The organism is Candidatus Endomicrobiellum agilis (assembly GCF_020328115.1).
In the GTDB taxonomy this organism is placed as follows: Bacteria; Elusimicrobiota; Endomicrobiia; order Endomicrobiales; family Endomicrobiaceae; genus Endomicrobiellum; species Endomicrobiellum agilis.
This window is the reverse complement of sequence record NZ_JAIXMW010000001.1, coordinates 133,965-151,222: the sequence shown is the minus strand read 5'-3', so window position 1 is coordinate 151,222 and position 17,258 is coordinate 133,965. Positions and strand designations below refer to the sequence as shown.

The 17,258-nt window shown below is 34.8% G+C and carries 16 protein-coding genes; 4 read left to right on the top strand and 12 right to left on the bottom strand.

Annotated elements, in window-relative coordinates:
• Positions 1 to 267 precede the first annotated feature (267 nt).
• The 12 genes from LE179_RS00675 to dnaX form a co-directional block, all read right to left on the bottom strand.
• Positions 268 to 561 (bottom strand): hypothetical protein, encoded by a 294-nt coding sequence (locus LE179_RS00675; RefSeq protein WP_374128450.1) that lies wholly within the window; start codon positions 559 to 561, stop codon positions 268 to 270.
• A 189-nt stretch (positions 562 to 750) separates the two neighbouring features.
• The gene (fba, locus tag LE179_RS00670) at positions 751 to 1,746 is read right to left on the bottom strand and encodes a class II fructose-1,6-bisphosphate aldolase (protein WP_374128449.1); all 996 of its coding nucleotides are present in this window, start codon (positions 1,744 to 1,746) and stop codon (positions 751 to 753) included.
• 398 nt (positions 1,747 to 2,144) lie between these two features.
• Positions 2,145 to 3,158, bottom strand: coding sequence for an acetyl-CoA carboxylase carboxyltransferase subunit alpha (locus LE179_RS00665; protein WP_374128448.1), 1,014 nt, complete (start codon positions 3,156 to 3,158; stop codon positions 2,145 to 2,147).
• Positions 3,159 to 3,168: 10 nt separating this feature from the next.
• Positions 3,169 to 3,861 carry a hypothetical protein gene (locus LE179_RS00660; protein WP_374128447.1) on the bottom strand — a complete coding sequence of 231 codons (693 nt, stop codon included), beginning with the start codon at positions 3,859 to 3,861 and terminating at the stop codon, positions 3,169 to 3,171.
• A 122-nt stretch (positions 3,862 to 3,983) separates the two neighbouring features.
• Positions 3,984 to 4,499 carry a shikimate kinase gene (locus LE179_RS00655; RefSeq protein ID WP_374128446.1) on the bottom strand — a complete coding sequence of 172 codons (516 nt, stop codon included), beginning with the start codon at positions 4,497 to 4,499 and terminating at the stop codon, positions 3,984 to 3,986.
• On the bottom strand, positions 4,499 to 5,656 hold the full coding sequence (gene aroC / locus LE179_RS00650; protein ID WP_374128445.1) for a chorismate synthase: 1,158 nt from the start codon (positions 5,654 to 5,656) through the stop codon (positions 4,499 to 4,501). Before aroC ends, LE179_RS00655 begins: the two co-directional genes overlap by 1 nt.
• A gap of 250 nt (positions 5,657 to 5,906) precedes the next feature.
• Positions 5,907 to 6,842, bottom strand: coding sequence for a thiamine pyrophosphate-dependent enzyme (locus LE179_RS00645; protein ID WP_374128444.1), 936 nt, complete (start codon positions 6,840 to 6,842; stop codon positions 5,907 to 5,909).
• 206 nt (positions 6,843 to 7,048) lie between these two features.
• Entirely contained in the window at positions 7,049 to 8,254 is a 1,206-nt protein-coding gene (gene porA / locus LE179_RS00640; RefSeq protein WP_374128443.1) for a pyruvate ferredoxin oxidoreductase, read from the bottom strand.
• A gap of 34 nt (positions 8,255 to 8,288) precedes the next feature.
• Positions 8,289 to 8,603: a 4Fe-4S binding protein gene (locus LE179_RS00635; RefSeq protein ID WP_374128442.1), complete on the bottom strand. Its 315-nt coding sequence runs from the start codon at positions 8,601 to 8,603 to the stop codon at positions 8,289 to 8,291.
• 110 nt (positions 8,604 to 8,713) lie between these two features.
• On the bottom strand, positions 8,714 to 9,292 hold the full coding sequence (locus tag LE179_RS00630) for a 2-oxoacid:acceptor oxidoreductase family protein (RefSeq protein WP_374128441.1): 579 nt from the start codon (positions 9,290 to 9,292) through the stop codon (positions 8,714 to 8,716).
• 88 nt (positions 9,293 to 9,380) lie between these two features.
• Positions 9,381 to 9,977 (bottom strand): recombination mediator RecR, encoded by a 597-nt coding sequence (recR, locus tag LE179_RS00625; RefSeq protein ID WP_374128440.1) that lies wholly within the window; start codon positions 9,975 to 9,977, stop codon positions 9,381 to 9,383.
• 633 nt (positions 9,978 to 10,610) lie between these two features.
• A complete protein-coding gene (gene dnaX / locus LE179_RS00620) occupies positions 10,611 to 12,233 on the bottom strand; it encodes a DNA polymerase III subunit gamma/tau (RefSeq protein ID WP_374128439.1) in 1,623 nt (540 codons plus the stop codon).
• Positions 12,234 to 13,427: 1,194 nt separating this feature from the next.
• Between dnaX and LE179_RS00615 the strand changes: the two genes are divergently transcribed.
• Genes LE179_RS00615 through LE179_RS00600 form a run of 4 tightly spaced genes read left to right on the top strand, consistent with a single transcriptional unit; the run spans position 13,428 to position 16,750 of the window.
• Positions 13,428 to 13,670, top strand: coding sequence for a hypothetical protein (locus LE179_RS00615; protein ID WP_374128438.1), 243 nt, complete (start codon positions 13,428 to 13,430; stop codon positions 13,668 to 13,670).
• A complete protein-coding gene (locus LE179_RS00610) occupies positions 13,670 to 14,131 on the top strand; it encodes a hypothetical protein (protein WP_374128437.1) in 462 nt (153 codons plus the stop codon). Before LE179_RS00615 ends, LE179_RS00610 begins: the two co-directional genes overlap by 1 nt.
• Positions 14,128 to 14,319, top strand: coding sequence for a hypothetical protein (locus tag LE179_RS00605; protein ID WP_374128436.1), 192 nt, complete (start codon positions 14,128 to 14,130; stop codon positions 14,317 to 14,319). The genes LE179_RS00610 and LE179_RS00605 overlap by 4 nt, the downstream gene beginning before the upstream one ends.
• Entirely contained in the window at positions 14,309 to 16,750 is a 2,442-nt protein-coding gene (locus LE179_RS00600) for a hypothetical protein (RefSeq protein WP_374128435.1), read from the top strand. Before LE179_RS00605 ends, LE179_RS00600 begins: the two co-directional genes overlap by 11 nt.
• The last annotated feature ends 508 nt before the right edge of the window (positions 16,751 to 17,258 follow it).

Here is a 17,258-nt window from a genome sequence, read left to right as displayed (position 1 = left end):
TGGGCAGTCAACGGAATTTTTTTACATCTAAGAACTTCTCAAAAAAAAATATTTCAAACCAAGACGGGCAATTTAAGATGGAAAACATTAGATAAAAGATTTGACGGCGAATATACAAAAAATAGTAGAAAAATACAAAATGAAAGTACGATTCGCGAGCTTAGATACTAATAACGGTATATAAAAAAAAGATAAAATATTTCTTAAAAAATATAAAACGAAATTGAGGTTTATCTTAGGTAAGCAGCAAATAACCAATTAAAGCAACTAATCTACTTTAGACTCAAGAGAAACTGTAATACCGATGTTTAATCTTGCAGCTATAAAATTATAAAGCCATACTATAACTATCGATCCTACAGTCGTACTAATAGTATAGAAAGCTACAAAAGTAAAATATGTCAATAATTTTCTTACGCTAAAACCAAAACCTGTGATTAAACCTAGCGGTAATAAAAAAAACGAGAGCAACCCTATGACAATACCTAAAATCATAAAAATTATAGGCAATGTTTCAAGAAGCGAAAGAATCTGGATTTTTTTTACATTATAAAATGGCATTAAAATTTCCTCTTTTAACTTTCAACCGACATCATGCTTAAAGTTTAAAATAGATTACAACAAAACAATCCTCTTTAATTGATAAATAAATATTTCATTATTAGAATAAAATCATTTCTGCCGCTTTTCTTCTTGCCAAGCGGCAGAAATGATATACTTATAAAGTTTCTCGCATAATCTAACTTGTTATTATTTCGATGTGTAAAATTTTTTCATATCTTCAAGAGATTTTGGAACGTAGTCTTTTGCATGACCTGCAGTTCCAAAATCTTTCATTTTCGTAATGATAAGATCTGTAAGAGCAGTTCTTGCAGGTCCCAAATAATCCCTCGGATCAAATTTTTCAGGTGTTTCTACAAAAACTTTCCTTATTGCAGCCGTAATTGCAAGTCTTCCATCGGTATCAACATTGATTTTTGACACTCCGAGCTTAATTGCTTCTTGAAGGTTTGACATAGGCACACCTGTTGCCCCTGGCATTTTTCCACCATACTTGTTTACTTCGTCAGTTAATTCTTTAGGAACTGACGATGCTCCATGCAACACAATCGGAATATCTATCAAAGTTCTGATTTTTTTTAAAACATCAAAAGCAAGATTTGCAGATCCCTTAAATTTATATGCACCGTGCGAAGTTCCTATCGCAATAGCTAGAGAATCAACATCTGTCTCGTCTACAAATTTTTTTGCTTCTTCAGGGTCTGTCAAATGTATTTTACCTGAACCTACGCCGTCTTCTATGCCGCCTAATGTTCCGATTTCAGCTTCCACCGAAACACCTCTTTCATGTGCATATTTGACAACAGACCGGGTAACCTGTACGTTATAATCATAAGTTGAAGCCGTTTTTCCATCTTCCATCAAAGAACCGTCTATCATAACCGACGAAAATCCAAGCTCTATCGCTCTTATAGCTGATTCCAAAGAATTGCCGTGGTCTAAATGCATTGCAACCGGAATATCCGGGTTCTCTATAACAGCAGCTTTCATCAAATATCCCAGGTACGTAAAATTAGAATACTTTAAAGCCCCTCTGCTAGCCTGAATTATTACTGGAGACTGCGTTTCTTTTGCAGCAGCCATAATTGCCTGTATTTGCTCCATATTATTGACGTTATATGCCCCTACTCCGTAGCCTTTCTTTCTCGCTTCATCTAAAATCTGTTTTCCCGATACCAGCGCCATTTTATTTTCTCCTTAGTTAGATATTGTTCTTACAAATTATAGCTAACATCTCAAATATTTTTTCTATCAGTCATAAAAGACAGTCCAGCGTTTTTTCATCTCACTGCAAAACTTTTTTATTCACTATTCTCCCTCTCCTCCCAAAGCTTTTCTATTATAACCTCGATTAAGGAGCAAAAGAGAAAACAACACAAATAAAACTAACAGAAGTAATCCTCTCCCTCCTCTTTTTTATGCACTCTTGGCATCCTTTTAACCGCCTCATAGGACAAATAAGGCGTAACTATTCTACTCCGACAGAGTTGTGCAAACCTTCATAGTATAGCATCTCGATTTTATCGCACTGCAACACCCCATCGATGAGGTGACTGTCAAATTTAGTGCGCCGTGTTCGTTTTTTATTCTATTTTTTTTTGCAGACTTTTCTTCGTTTTTTTGCCGTTACTCTCAATGCCCGCAACATCCTCGTAAATGCCTATTTTCCTGAATTTTAAATATCTTTCATCAACAATTTCTTTACAGCTCATAGTTTCATATTGACGGAGATACTTGCTTAAAGCAGCTTTTATATTTTCTGCCACAACCGACGGGTCACAATGGGCGCCTCCGAGCGGTTCTTTTATAACCTCGTCTATAATTTTTAAACTTAACAAATCTTTAGCCGTTATTTTCATTGCCTGAGCGGCTTTCGACGCTTTTGAACCGTCCCTAAAAAGTATAGCGGCGGCGCCTTCCGGAGAAATAACAGAATAATAGGCATTCTCAAGGCACAAAACTTTATTTGAAACGCCTATGCCTAAAGCTCCGCCAGAACCGCCTTCGCCTATAACAATGCTCACAACAGGAACTTTTAAACTTGACATATCTCTTAGATTTCTTGCTATGGCTTCCGCCTGCCCTCTTTCTTCAGCTGCAATTCCAGGATATGCACCCGATGTATCTATAAAAGTTACTATCGGCCTGTTGAATTTTCCGGCAAGTTTCATCACTCTCATTGCTTTTCTATATCCCTCAGGGTGCGCCATGCCAAAATTCCTATCCATATTTTCCTTGAGAGTTCTGCCTTTCTGATGTCCTACGACAACAACAGGACTATCGTCAAACGTAGCAATGCCACATAAAATTGCTTGATCGTCACCGAAAGTCCTATCACCATGAAGTTCTATGAAATCTTTAAAGACAAGCTTAACATAATCTGCAGAGTAAGGCCTCTGTGGATGTCTTGCTATTTGTACTCTCTGCCAAGTCGTCAAAGAACTGTAAATTTTTTGTTTTAACTCATCTCTTGTCTTTTCAAGATTTTTAATCTGTACCGATAAATCTATATTGCCAATCCGAGAAGCTTCTTTTAAACCATCAATTCTCTTATTAATCTCCGCAATAGGCTTTTCAAAATCAAAAGACATTTCCATTTATCCTCGCTCAAAATTTACCGGAATAACTTATTTTAAAAACTCTTTCAGAGCAAATTTTGTGATTGTCGCAATCATAATGGTTTCTCAAAACGCATCTTGCACTTATATGTTCCGTTAAAGCAAATTTAAAGCCAAAATTAAGTTTTAGATCCATGCTGTCACATTCCATCATAAAATATATTATATCTTTATATAGAGAAGTTATTAAATTTAAAAAGCCATGAATTCTAGGTTTCGAAAAACTGCTCATATTGATGCCAGCATTAAGCGTTAAACCTTCAATAAGAAACTCTCTGCCTGCAACAATATACAGTCCTTTACCCATCTGCAAATAATTGCCCTCTCGGTTAAAATCAAAAAAATACCCCTGACCGTCATAACCTACTGCTACTTCGGGCAAAGTCATATCTCCATCATAAACCCTAAACTTGATCCGCAAAGCAGGAATTGCAGCTTTTATCCGATCATTCCCGACAAACTTGTCTAACTCCCACGATACACCTATATTTAAGAGTTTAAAAACACCAAAATCAATTTTTGAAAGAAGGTTGCCGTTTGAAAAAACCCTAAATCCCGCACTATAAGAACCGTAATCCAATACACTTGCAGTAGGAGTATCTATTAAATAAGTTTCACTCGCAGATAACAAAGAAACAGAAAAAAAAATCAATAGCGCCGAATTCAATATTCTTCTAAACATCTGCTTTCTCTCTTTGGAATATAACGCACAAATTATATAATTTTTGATTTTTTAAATCAATTTGATTTTATCGGTTAGTTCCGCATACCGAAAAGACTACTGAGTTTATCGGCAGCGATATACTAAAGCAACAATTTTTTTATGGTATCGTTATTCAAAACTTTATCCGCGACTTTAGCTGCCGATAACCCGTCCGTATCAAAAGAAAAATCACAATCCATGTAAAAGGTTTTTCTAAAATTAAGAAGTTTCTTTATCTCTGTCAAAGGTTTTTCACATCTTAGAAGAGGTCTGTCACTCTCGCTTTTCAACCTTTCATATATAACTTCAGCTGAAGCGTAGAGATTTATTATTATCCCTTTTTTCCTTAAAGCTGCAATATTTACGGAATTTAAAACCACCCCGCCACCACATGAAATTACGGCAGAATCTCTTTCAGATACTTCTTTTATGGTTTCAATTTCCATCTGTCTAAAACTGGTCTCGCCGTATCTTTTAAAAATATCATTTATCGAATATCCAACTTTTCTTTCTATTAAGTTATCGGTATCAAAAAAACCTCTTTTTAGTCTTTCCGACACGATTCTTCCTGTCTTTGATTTGCCTGTACCCATGAAACCGGTAAATACAAGATTCATTATAATGCCTTTATTCTTTCTTTGTACGTATTCACGTTCTTTTTCATATCTTCAAGAGAATCGCCGCCAAACTTTTCTTTTAATGCTTTTGCAAGCTCTATAGCAACTGCAGCTTCTGCAACAATGCCAACCGCAGAAACTGCGCAAACATCGCTTCTTACCGCTTCAGCTTCAGCGGTTTTTTTTGTAGCAAGATTCACGGAGTGCAGAGGATTGGCAAGCGATGGAATCGCTTTCATAGTACACGTTACAACAATAGGCTCTCCGTTGCTCATACCGCCTTCTATGCCGCCTGATCTGTTTGTATTCCTATAAAATCCTTTTGTTTCATTGTAAAAAATTTCATCATGAGATGCTGAACCAAAAAGCGAAGCAAGCTCTGTTCCCGCACCGAACTCAACAGCCTTTACAGCTTGAATTGAAACTAAATTCTGTGCAAGGCGCCCATCAAGTTTTAAATCCCACTGAGTATGACTTCCAAGTCCCGCCGGTACATTTTTTGCCACAACAACGGTTTTACCGCCCAAAGTATCGCCTTTTTCGTTTGCCGTTTTTATTAACTGGATCATTTTTTCACTTGCTTGTGCATCAGGACATCTTACATAAGACATTTCTGCGCTATGCCATATCTCATCTTCTTTAATCAAAGACATATCTGCAACAATATCTCCTATTTGCAACGTGTAGGACACGATACTTATTTCAAACTCCTTTAAAAGAGCTTTGCACACAGCACCAGCCGCCACTCTCGCTGCCGTTTCTCTTGCAGATGCTCTTTCCAGAATATCTCTGAAATCGCTTACACCATATTTCATAAGTCCTGCCAAGTCAGCATGTCCCGGACGCGGTCTCAAAAGAGGCTTTCCGCCCAAATCGCTAGATGTTGGAGACATTACCTGCGTCCAGTTTTTATAATCTTTATTTGCAATATACATTGCTATCGGCGAACCGAGCGAGACTGTATGACGCATACCTGAAAAAATTTTGACGACATCCGTCTCTATGCGCATTCTTTGTCCTCTACCATAACCTTTCTGTCTTCTTGCAAGCTCTACGTCTATATCTTCAAAGTTCATGGTAAGTCCCGCAGGAATCCCCTCGAGAATAACAAGAAGTCCTTCCCCGTGTGACTCACCTGCTGTAGTAAACCTTATCATATTCGCTCCTTAATTATAGTGAATTGCTAATAATTATACCTAATTTAATGGAGGTATGTAAAACATACATTCACAAATAAAAAAAGAGAACAGATAAAAAATACCTGCTCTCTTAATAAGACATGTTTCCGCTACCAGCATATTTGTATTCAATAGGAGTTTTCAGGCATTACTGCTAACTATACAGATGGATATGCATTGCAATCCATTTTATCCCGATATAATGCAAAATACCACGATTATTGTAAATTTATGCCTGGCATCCAGATGCTGCTTTTCGCTGTAAAAGAGACCATTTTTCGTCAACATTTTTCTGAATTGCTTCAAGAATATGGGCATTATCGGGTTTGAAAAGATGTTTAAATCTCCCCTGTAGTTTTAGAAATTCAATTACAGGCTTTTTTTCTTTAGGTACAACATTTATTTTATAAACACTGTTTTCAACCTCAAAAGAAGGCCAAATACAAGTTTCAACTGCAAGTCTTGTAAGTTCCATCGTGTCTTCCGGTTTATATATCCAACCAAGCCTGCAAGGCGTTAAAACGTTTATAAACGACGGTCCGTCAACTGCTAACGCCTTCTGAACTTTTGTTATAAAATCGTTCCAGTTTCCAACATAGGTCTGGGCGACATAAGGAATATCGTGAGCAATCATTATTTGCGTTAAATCTTTTTTATTCTGTTCTTTACCCTGACGCACTTTTCCCGCAGGAGCGGTTGTCGTATGTGCTCCTCTAGGAGTTGCTCCCGACCTTTGGATTCCGGTATTCATATATGCTTCATTGTTATAGCATATATAAAGCATTCTATGCCCTCTCTCCATTGCACCTGACAAAGACTGCAAACCGATGTCATAAGTTCCACCGTCGCCGCCGAAAGCTATAAATCTAATATCATCTCTAATTTTACCTTGCGCCTTTAAACTTCTATATGCTGCTTCAATGCCGCTGCATGTTGCTGCCGAGTTTTCAAACGCACTGTGGAAAAACGAATCTCTCCATGCACTATAAGGAAAAACTGTTGTCGAGACTTCTAAGCAACCAGTAGCGCTTGTGACAACAATCGGCGTATCGCCGGCAGCCATCAAAGCCTGTCTTACAACTATGCCTGCGCCGCAACCGGCACAAAGGCGATGTCCACCTGTCAGGTGCTCCGGGCTTTTACTTAATTCTTTTAAATTTGCCATTTTATTTCTCCTAAGAACAAAACTTTTTCATTGACTATATCCCTCAGTTTTTTCCTCTACAATAAGAGAAGAGAAGAAGAAAAAAAAGAAGAGCTGTCCTCCCGGTCAGAATTGCCTCTCGCTCCCGACATCAACTTATTTTGAACTCTTTATGCATTCTTATTCCCATCCTCGACAAGGATGGAGAGATAAAAAGAGCCTGATAACTATCTTATTCTTACATTTATGTATTCAACTTTATTTGACGGCTTTTCTATGCCTGACGCAATCTTACCGAGCGTTTCGTAAACAACGGCAATATGTCCGGTATTGATTTCTCTTCCGCCAAGACCGCAAACGTAGTTTACAACTTTAGGCTTTGTAACCCCCGCGGCGTATAAAGATGCGACAACATCAGAATAAACAGGAGCAAATGCTCCAGAACATGAATCCGCTCTGTCCATAACTGCAACCGCTTTAACGTGCTCTAAATCTTTTGCTATCTGTTCTGCAGGAAACGGTCTGTAAACTCTTATCTTCAAAAAACCCGCTTTAATGCCCCTTTCTCTCAATTCCTTTACTACAGCTTTTACAGTCCCGGCTGTTGAACCTATAACTACTACTGCAATTTCTGCATCGTCAAGCATATATTTTTCGCATAAATCATATTTGCGTCCAAAAGTTTTTTTGAAATCTTCCGACACATCTAAAACTATATCTTTCGCATCCCTTACAGCCTGTGCTAGCTGGTATCTGTGTTCAAAATAATAATCCTGCAAATCAATTGAACCTAACGTATAAGGCTTTTTCACATCTAAAAGGTATCTTTCAGGCTCGTATTTGCCGATAAAAGCTTTTACATCCGCATCAGGATAAGTTTCCACAACTTCCATACAATGAGAAATAATAAACCCGTCTGTCGTCACAAGCGTAGGAAGTTTCGCTTTTTCAGCTATTTTAACAGCCTGTATCATATTGTCGTAAGCTTCTTGTGAGTTTTCCGAATATATCTGAATCCACCCTGCATCCCTTGCACCCATTGTATCCGAATGATCGCCGTGAATATTAATTGGAGCGGAAATCGCTCTGTTGACTTCCGCCATAACTATGGGAAGTCTCAATCCCGAAGCTATATAAAGCATCTCCCACATAAGACATAATCCCTGTGAAGAAGTGCCTGTCATCGCTCTTGCGCCGGCTGCCGACGCTGCTATTGTCGCCGACATAGCGGAGTGTTCGCTTTCTACTGCAACATACTCGCTCTTTACAACACCGTCTGCAACAAACTGTGAGAATATCTGCACTATCTCAGTTGCCGGAGTTATAGGATATGCCGCCACTACATCTGGCTCTATCTGGCGCATTGCTTCAGCCATAACTTCGTTGCCGGTTTTAGCAACAAGTTTACCTTTTGAGCACACTGTCTTTATCATTTCATTAACCCCTTGAGGCAAAGCCTCTCAATAATTATTTTCTTTCCTGTTCCATTGTAATTGCTTTAATTTTAGGCGGACATTCTTTTGCGCAAATTCCACAACCTTTGCAATGGTAATAATTTATGCCTGTAACAACCGTTATTCTCTTTTCGTCTGGAGCAATTTTTATAGAAGCATCAGGGCACGAAATCCAGCATGTCAAACAATGAATACATTTTTCTTTATTCCACACAGGTCTTTCAGAACGCCAATTCCCCGTATTAAATTCAACTGCTGTCCCGGCTTCGACTATATCACCTATGGGGAGTTCAGCGGCTGTTAATTTCTCATTTTCTTCTTTTTTCACTTTATTCCTCCGAGAGGCAAAAAACCTCTTCATTTAAACATCTAAACATCAGAACGAAATTAAACGCAAAGATATACTTCTATCCCTGCGTCTTGCGAGGTAAAAACCTATCAATTTTTCACTTCGTCAAAAGCGCGTTTTATTGACGCAAGATTTCCCTCAATAACTTCAGGTTTATGTCTAAATTTTGCCGTAAGTTTAATTTTTGTATCCTCTAAAACGCTATCAATATCTAAAGTTCCTATAACTTTCACCAAAGCGCCAAGCATTGGTGTATTCGGTATATCTTTTCCCATTGTTTCCACAGCAATCTGGCTTGCGTTCACCACGTACACTTGACCCGCGTCAATACCGAGTTTTTGTGCAATTTCTGAGGCGCTGAAAGAAGTATTTACTATAACTTTTCCATTTTGGCCGACACCTTCTGTCACCGAAACTGATTCCATAAGAGACGGGTCTAAAATAACCACATAATTCGGATTTATAATACCCGAATGGATTGTAATAGGATCTTCACTTACTCTGTTAAAAGACTGAACTGGAGCGCCCATTCTTTCCGGGCCGTATTCAGGAAACGCTTGAATGTATTTGCCTGTTGCCAAAACAGCTTCGGCAAATAAAAGCGCAGCTGTTTTTGCACCTTGACCACCGCGTCCATGCCAACGAACTTCAATCATTTTTTCTAACATCATTCTGCTCCTTTGCATATATAGAATTAAAGAGTGAAGATAAAAGACTTCTTTTCTTTGACATTAACTCTATTCTTACTCTGTCATCTTACATTTCTTTTCGTCCCGCAATAGCGCGCGAAATAGTTACCTCATCGGCATACTCGATATCGCCGCCGACAGGTAAACCATAACCTAATCTTGTAACCTTAATGTCTAATGTTTTAATAATATCTGCAAGGTAAACGGCAGTTATTTCGCCTTTAGAGTCCGTATCCGTAGCTATTATTACCTCGCTAATATTATCACTTTTTAATCTCTCCATCAACTTATCAATTCTTATGTCATCAGGACCAACCGCGTCAAGGGGCGACAAAGCGCCGCCAAGCACAAAATAAAGCCCTTTATAATCTTTAACTTTGCTTACGGCTATCAAATCCTGCGGAGTTTCCACAACACATATAATGCTTTGTTCTCTTGTGGTATCGGAACATATAAGGCAGGGATCGTGTTCGCTTAAATTACAACAGATACTGCAGCACTTCATAGTCTGTCTTGCATTTTGTATACAATATATAAATCTGTCAACTTCTTCTTGAGGCATTTTCAACATATGATAGCTCAACCGTTCCGCCATTTTAGGACCTACACCGGGTAGCTTTTTTACTATTTCGACCATTCTCTCTACAGGCTGCGGTCTGTTCATATTGTTTAAATCCCCAATATCCCTTTAACAGCTCAAAAAAAAAAATACCTTCTTTTGATATCTGCTTGATTTTTTTTCTTTAGAAATATATGTTGAAATTTTTAAATATCTATCTCTCCATATTTTCACAAAAATGTAGAAAAGACAGACTGCTTACCTATACTATAACAAACCCGGACTTCATATCTTTGCTGTCAGCAGGTTTAAATACTTTTGCAATAATCCTCAAGCTAGCTTATATATACTACAATACCCTGTTTTATTTTGATTTTTATACTGTACAGTATCTCCAAATATCTGACAGCCTAAAAAAAGTATTTTCCCTTTCGCGTAAAACTGTACTTTTGAACCTGCATACGATACTTCATCATCTATAATCAGCTGTTTTCTTTCATTTTTGCGAACCACATCAATTTTTTGTTTTATCCCACTTACAAAAGACGCTACACTGATACGATGCCGCTGGAAACACTATTTACAAATTAATATCGCAACCTATTATAATATATGGATTATTCCCGGATTTAGATAATTATCCTCAGTCAATTTTACTCATAACAAAAATATCTATTCTATAAAACAAAATACCATTTATAAATTATTTCTTTCCATTCTAGAAAATCCTGAGATATATCAAATCTTTTTAGCAATAGAACCAAATTTTTTGGCTATTTCTTCTATATGTTTGGGCACAGCAGTTTCTGCGTTTTCTTCACAATTTTCTTCAACGCCATATTCAAAAGATTGCGGGGAATTTTCTTTTTTAATGACTATATCTTCCTCCGCTATTTCATTTTTAGGCGCGACCTCTTCAATAACAATTCCCATTGTTACGTTTAAACCTGTCTTTCTTTGAAAAAGTTCTGAAATCTGTTCCTGAAACTCTAAAATACTATCATAATCAAATTGCTCTGAAACCGTCAACTGTATTGACGAAACATCTTTCACCTTAATCGATGCTCTTTTCAACGCCACAGCTGTAAGCGGATGCTTTTTTATTATTTCAGAAACAATCTCATTCCACACAATTGCCAAATCTACGGAAGCAGAAATCTCATCTGTAACACAAGATTCGCTTTGAACCGCAGACTGCTTCTCAAAAGGCAGCGACGAGCCGCCGCTAACCTTAACGTTTTTCTCCAGATCAGAAATTATGTTTATAAGTTCGCCGACATCATAATACGGTTCCGACATTTTAAGAAGATACATCTCAAGAATAATTCTGGGATGATCATGCCAACGCATTTCTTCAAGAGCTTTTGATAAAAGATTGTTCATACGCAAGTGGCGGGATACGGTAAACAAAGTTTTTTGAATATCAAAAAGTTTTTTATCTCCAGAAGAAATTTCTGCGACTGCGGGATTTATAGAATAAATCATAACATTTCTAAGATGGTCTCTTAAATCTCTTGCAAACTGTAAAATATTGTATCCTTGCTCGAAAATTTCTTTGACAGTTTTTAGAATTGCTTGTATATCGCCTTTTGCAACACTGTCAGTAATCGAAACTATAATATCTTTCGGGAGAAGTCCGAATAGCTCTCTTATATAATTGCCGGTTATTTTGCCTGCGTTTGAAGACACAGCTTGATCTAAAAGACTTAAGGCATCTCTCATAGAGCCGCCAGATGCCGAAGTCAGTATGCTTAAAGCTTCGTCGTCTATCTCAAAACCTTCTTTTTGTCCTATATCCTTTATTGCGCAAATCATTTCAGCGCTTGATATAAGCTTAAACCTGTATCTCTGACATCTTGAAAGAATAGTGGCGGGAATTTTATGTTGTTCAGTTGTAGCCATAATAAAAACAACATGAGGCGGCGGCTCCTCGAGCGTCTTAAGCAATGCGTTAAACGCCTGCGAGGTTATCTGGTGCGCTTCGTCTATAATATAAATTTTATACTTTGAATTGGCACTTGAGAACTTTACGTTTTCCCTTAAAGCCCTGATCTCATCTATGCCGTTGTTTGACGCTCCGTCAATTTCTAAAACGTCAATGCTCGAACTTTTTGAAATCTCTAAACAGTTTTCACATACTCCGCAGGGTTCAATTGTCGGACCATTTTTACAATTCAAAGCTTTAGCAAGAATCCTTGCCATAGTGGTCTTACCACAGCCTCTGGGTCCGCTAAATAAATAGGCATGGGCAACGCGTTTCTCGCAAATCGCATTTTTAAGAGTCTGCGAAATATGTTCCTGTCCGATAACTTTATCAAAATTTTGCGGTCTGAATTTTCTGGCGAAAACAAGATATGACATAAAACAAATATCCCTGATTCATTTTTTATACTGTAATTCTAGCAAATACTCATTTGATTGTCTAAGAAAACAAATTCTTGCTAAACCATTACTCCCTTTTCTACGATGTCATTTTAATATTGCCCATTATCTTACCGCAGAAACAAAAAAACATTTTTACTATAACACATTATAATAGAAGTTTTAATATCATAAATATTTACCATCATGGATATTAACGACTCTAAATTAGATTCGAAATGGCAACCATTAAATACTGATTGTATATATAATTTATAACCTGCCGTTATATGTCCGTCCAACAACATACCTCTCATTTTAGACTATCCATTCTTCAAGAATAGAGACTCGTTTTCTGACAATTTTTTATCTTAAGAGACGGGGGGAGAAAAGCAAGACTGGCAACACCGGTACAAACTCCTGTTTAATTATCCTGTGCTGACAAAAAAACTTATGGTTAAGCTAATAGATATTGAGTTTTACGAAACAGATGTGCAATTTAGGAAAGGCAGTTTCCCTACAAAACAAATATAAGTCGACAGAGCAGTCTTTTCAGAAAGACTGAAAACAATTGCAGTTATAATTAAAGAATGAAAAGTATCTAAATTCGAAATTAATATTTATATTGCTATCATTTATTATAATAGAAATTATTTTAACAATCTCAAAGTTTTATGATATAATTCAACAGTAACATTTAAGTAAAGAGAGGAAGGTAAGACCTCTTGCATCTTCCCTAAGGAGAAAAGCATAGACATATAAAATAGGAAAGCGGATGTGGGCAAAATGACAGACATTCAGTGCGGCATTATTCGGAGATTTGCGTAATCTAGGCTCGTAAGGGGAAAATAAATGAAAAACCTTTTACTTGTGTTGGGTTTAGTCGTATTGTGTGTGTCATTTAGATGTTCATAGCTGTATCAAGGACACAGGTGACAGAACTGAGTCTTTTGAGGAAATATAAAGTCAAAAAAATGAGGCTCAAAAGACATATCTTGACGCCAAAAGAAGACATCATGTTGCCAACTATAAGTCGATTTAAAAGCCAAACAGATTGAGAAGAAGCTTCACAGGGAAAAATAACAGAAAACAAAAGAAAGATTATTTTAATTTATAAGATTTATAAAGTACCTATTAATCTTACGCAAAGGGAGTTTGTTTATATAGTACATTAAGCTGTACAACAAAAAAATTATGGAAAAATATTCTGATTTAAGTGGAAATTCTGGAGTTTCTGAATTTGAAATTGGAGACGATTATATTAAAGTTAAATTCAAAAAAACACCCAAGAAGATTTATCTTTATACTTATAATAGCAGCGGAAAAGATAATATAGAAGAAATGAAAAAATTAGCCAAAGAAAAAGGTAGAGGTCTAAACACTTATATCAATAAAAACATTAAAAACTCATATGAGAAAATTATAGATGAGGAATAGTGAAGATTAAGAATATAGTCAATATATACTTTGATAATCCTATGCCATTTGAAGCAGATAATATTAAACCTTTAAATGGCATAATAGGATTGTATTTTATTTTTAGTCCAAATAATCAAATTCAATATCCTTTTGACAAATCAAAATTACTTTACATTGGAATGAGTGAAAAAAAAACAAATGGCATAGGAAGCAGACTTATTGGACATTTTGAAGGAAAATCAAAAAACATAGGGCTAGTTAATTATAGAAAAATAAAACCGTTATGGTTTACATATATAAATTTTGAGGTATTGAAAAATATTTGGGAATTCCGAGTCGAAGACTTAGAAAGCTACTTTATTTTAAACTTTGTTGAAAATTTTGGCGTCTATCCCATCTGCAATAACAAAACTGGATTAAAAGTACTTAATAATACTATTTTAATAAACTTTAAAATTAATTGGAGTTATTTTAAATGAGAACAAAAGAAAATAACGTAAAATCCGGGAAAGAAATTTTAGATGATTTCTTTCAAAATATTTCTTCAATTAAAGGAGTAGACGACAAGATTGCAAACATCTTATCGGAATTATATAAAACCGGAAAATTTACTGAAAAAAACATAACCAATAAAATAGATGAGATAAGACAGGAAAATGACAATTAAAATCAAAGATATAAATATTTCTGGAATAAGAGGTATAAAAAATACTATAAATTTACCATTAAATGAAAAATCTGTCTTACTATACGGCGACAACGGTACAGGAAAAAGTAGTATTTCAGATTCTATAGAATGGCTTTATACTGATAAAATTTCTCATTTATCAAATGAGGAGATTGTTTTAAAAGATGCCTTGCGTAATTCATATATATCAAAACCAGATGTATCTAAAATTTCTATATCATTTAATAAAAAGCTTAATAATATATCAAAAAGTTTATATTTCGAAAGGGAAAAGTTGGTTCATAAACTATCAAATTCATCAGACAGCTCTTTTAGTAAATATTTAGATGATTCAAAAAATGAGAACTTGTTACTCAGATATCAGTCGCTACGAGATTTTATAGACCAGACTAAAAGCGACAAACTGAGATATCTATCTGATATCATAGGCTTCTCCGATGTAACAAAAATTAAAGATATCCTAAAAAGAACATTCAATTCAATAAAAAATGAAATAAAAAATCAGAACTTTGAAGCTCAAAGAGCAACTCAAGAAAAAACATTAATTTCTAAAATAGGGGCAGCTGTAAGTCAAGAAAAAGATCTATTTAAAACAATAAATGAAATTATACTCCCCCTAAAAACCGGCATAACTGTTAGTTCTTTTAAAGATATTGATTCGGTATTAAATCATATAAAAAAATCATCTAACACAAAGCAGTCAACGGAATTAAAATCTTTAGAAGATATCAACAAAATGCTTTCTACTCTTAAAAGTGAGATACCCCTTTTTACAAACGAATATCAAAAATATTTTAACGAGTTTAATAAAGCTGCAAAAGATATTAAAAGCATAATACAAGCTTCCCTATATGAACTTTTAAAATCAGGAGAAGTCGTTTTAAACAAAAAATATCACAAAGAAAACAGTTGTCCTTTATGTTTACAAACTAAAAATCTTGATGAATTAAAAACTGATATTCAAAAACGTCTTGAAGGAATTGAAGACTATTTAAAAATAAATGAAAAATATGATAATACAAAAAAATTGGTTTTAGATATCTCAAGTGAACGATTAAAAAGAATTGAAGAAGTAATATTGAGAAATCCTTTAATTAATGAACCTTCGCATAACAATGTTAAGCAAGCAATAGAAGAATTAAAAGTTAAATTTTCCAATTACCAAAAAGCGGCAAAGGAAGAAGTTAAGTCAGGAAATAAACTGCCAAATGATGATACTTTAATTCTAAAAGATGAAGATTTTAAAATACAAAACACAATCGCTCAAGAAATAGAAGCAATTAAAATATCTATTAAAGATGACAATACCACGGAGACTTTTGCCAATATATCAGCCGCTAAAGATGCATTTTTACAAATTAAACGATTCGAAAAAGATAAAAACAATTTAGAGCAACAAAAAAAATCATTGGAACTAATTTATAATGAGTTCATAAAAAAGCAAAAAGAAGGATTAGAAAATTTTATATCTATTTTTTCTGATAGTATAAATGATTTTTATCAATATATGAATCCCGAAGACCTATTTCAAGAAATACAAATTACTACTATTGAAAATCCTGACGGCGACAATTTAAAAGGCATCACTATCAAATACAAATATAATGGCCAGTGGGAATCGTCTCCGCAAAAATATTTTAGCGAATCGCATTTAAATTGCTTTGGAATATCATTTTTCTTAGCTTCTGTGAAAGCTTTTAATAAGAACAATAAATTTTTTGTTTTAGACGATGTGATTTCAAGTTTTGATACAAATCACAGAAACAAATTTGCAGATTTATTATTTAATAAATTCTCTGACTATCAAATAATTTTACTTACGCATGAATCTGAGTGGTTCAATTATATTAGTCAAAAAGCAAGAAGAAACAATTGGCTGATTAATGAAATAAAATGGGATAAACATCAAGGAGCATATGTTGACGAAACACTTACTTTAAAAGAACGTATTGAAAAAGAACTTGCAAAAGGCTCTCCTGAAACAGCGGGTAATCTAATAAGACAACATTTAGAACACATATTAAAGAACATATGTTCCAACTTAGAAGTAAAAGTTAGTTTTAAATTCAATGACACTAATGAAAAAAGAATGTCTAATGAATTGATTAGCGAATTAATATCAAAAATCAAGAAACACGCCTCTGAAGATTTAAAATCCAAAATCCCAACAATAAATCAAGTTGCCTTATTATCATCTACATTAGGGAATCAGTTCTCTCATGACAATCCATCCAAGCCCAAACTTGGCGATTTAAAAGCTTTTTGGACAGACGTACAAGAATTTGAAAAAATATTTAACTGCCAAGACTCCAATTGTAAAAAACCACAAATATCAATAGAAAATTATGATAAGAGAGCGAAGCAAATCAGCTGCGATTGCGGAAAAACAAAGTACGCTTGGGACAAGTAAGAACATTAAGTTTCTATTATCTTCTTTCTTTTTAACGCTAAATATCATTATCTAAAGTTGTCTATAAAATCAAATTACAAAAAATACATTTTTCATATTTTCACTATATCAAACTTTTGATTTTTTTATTCGAACTATGCGCTTTATTAAAAATAGAATATAATTATTTATAAAAAACTCATTTCAATATAATAGTTTTTAACTCCGATATCTACAACTGAATTCTTTTGCCTTTCTTAAAATATTTTGAAGTGCAAATTTTATTTTTTTGCATAAAAAACTAATAATTTAAGCAAGTCCTTTTCATATCTATATGTCCATTCTATTCGCCGTATAAAGTACAGACAAAGGGAGAATCATCAATATCAAATCTCCTAAAATCCATACATGCTCTCTGCCTTTTAACACTATTACAATTATATTTCTCATGTTATATATCAATAATTTCATAAATCATATTAAATAAAACTTCTTTATTTAAACTCTTAAACATACTGAAAGGATATAA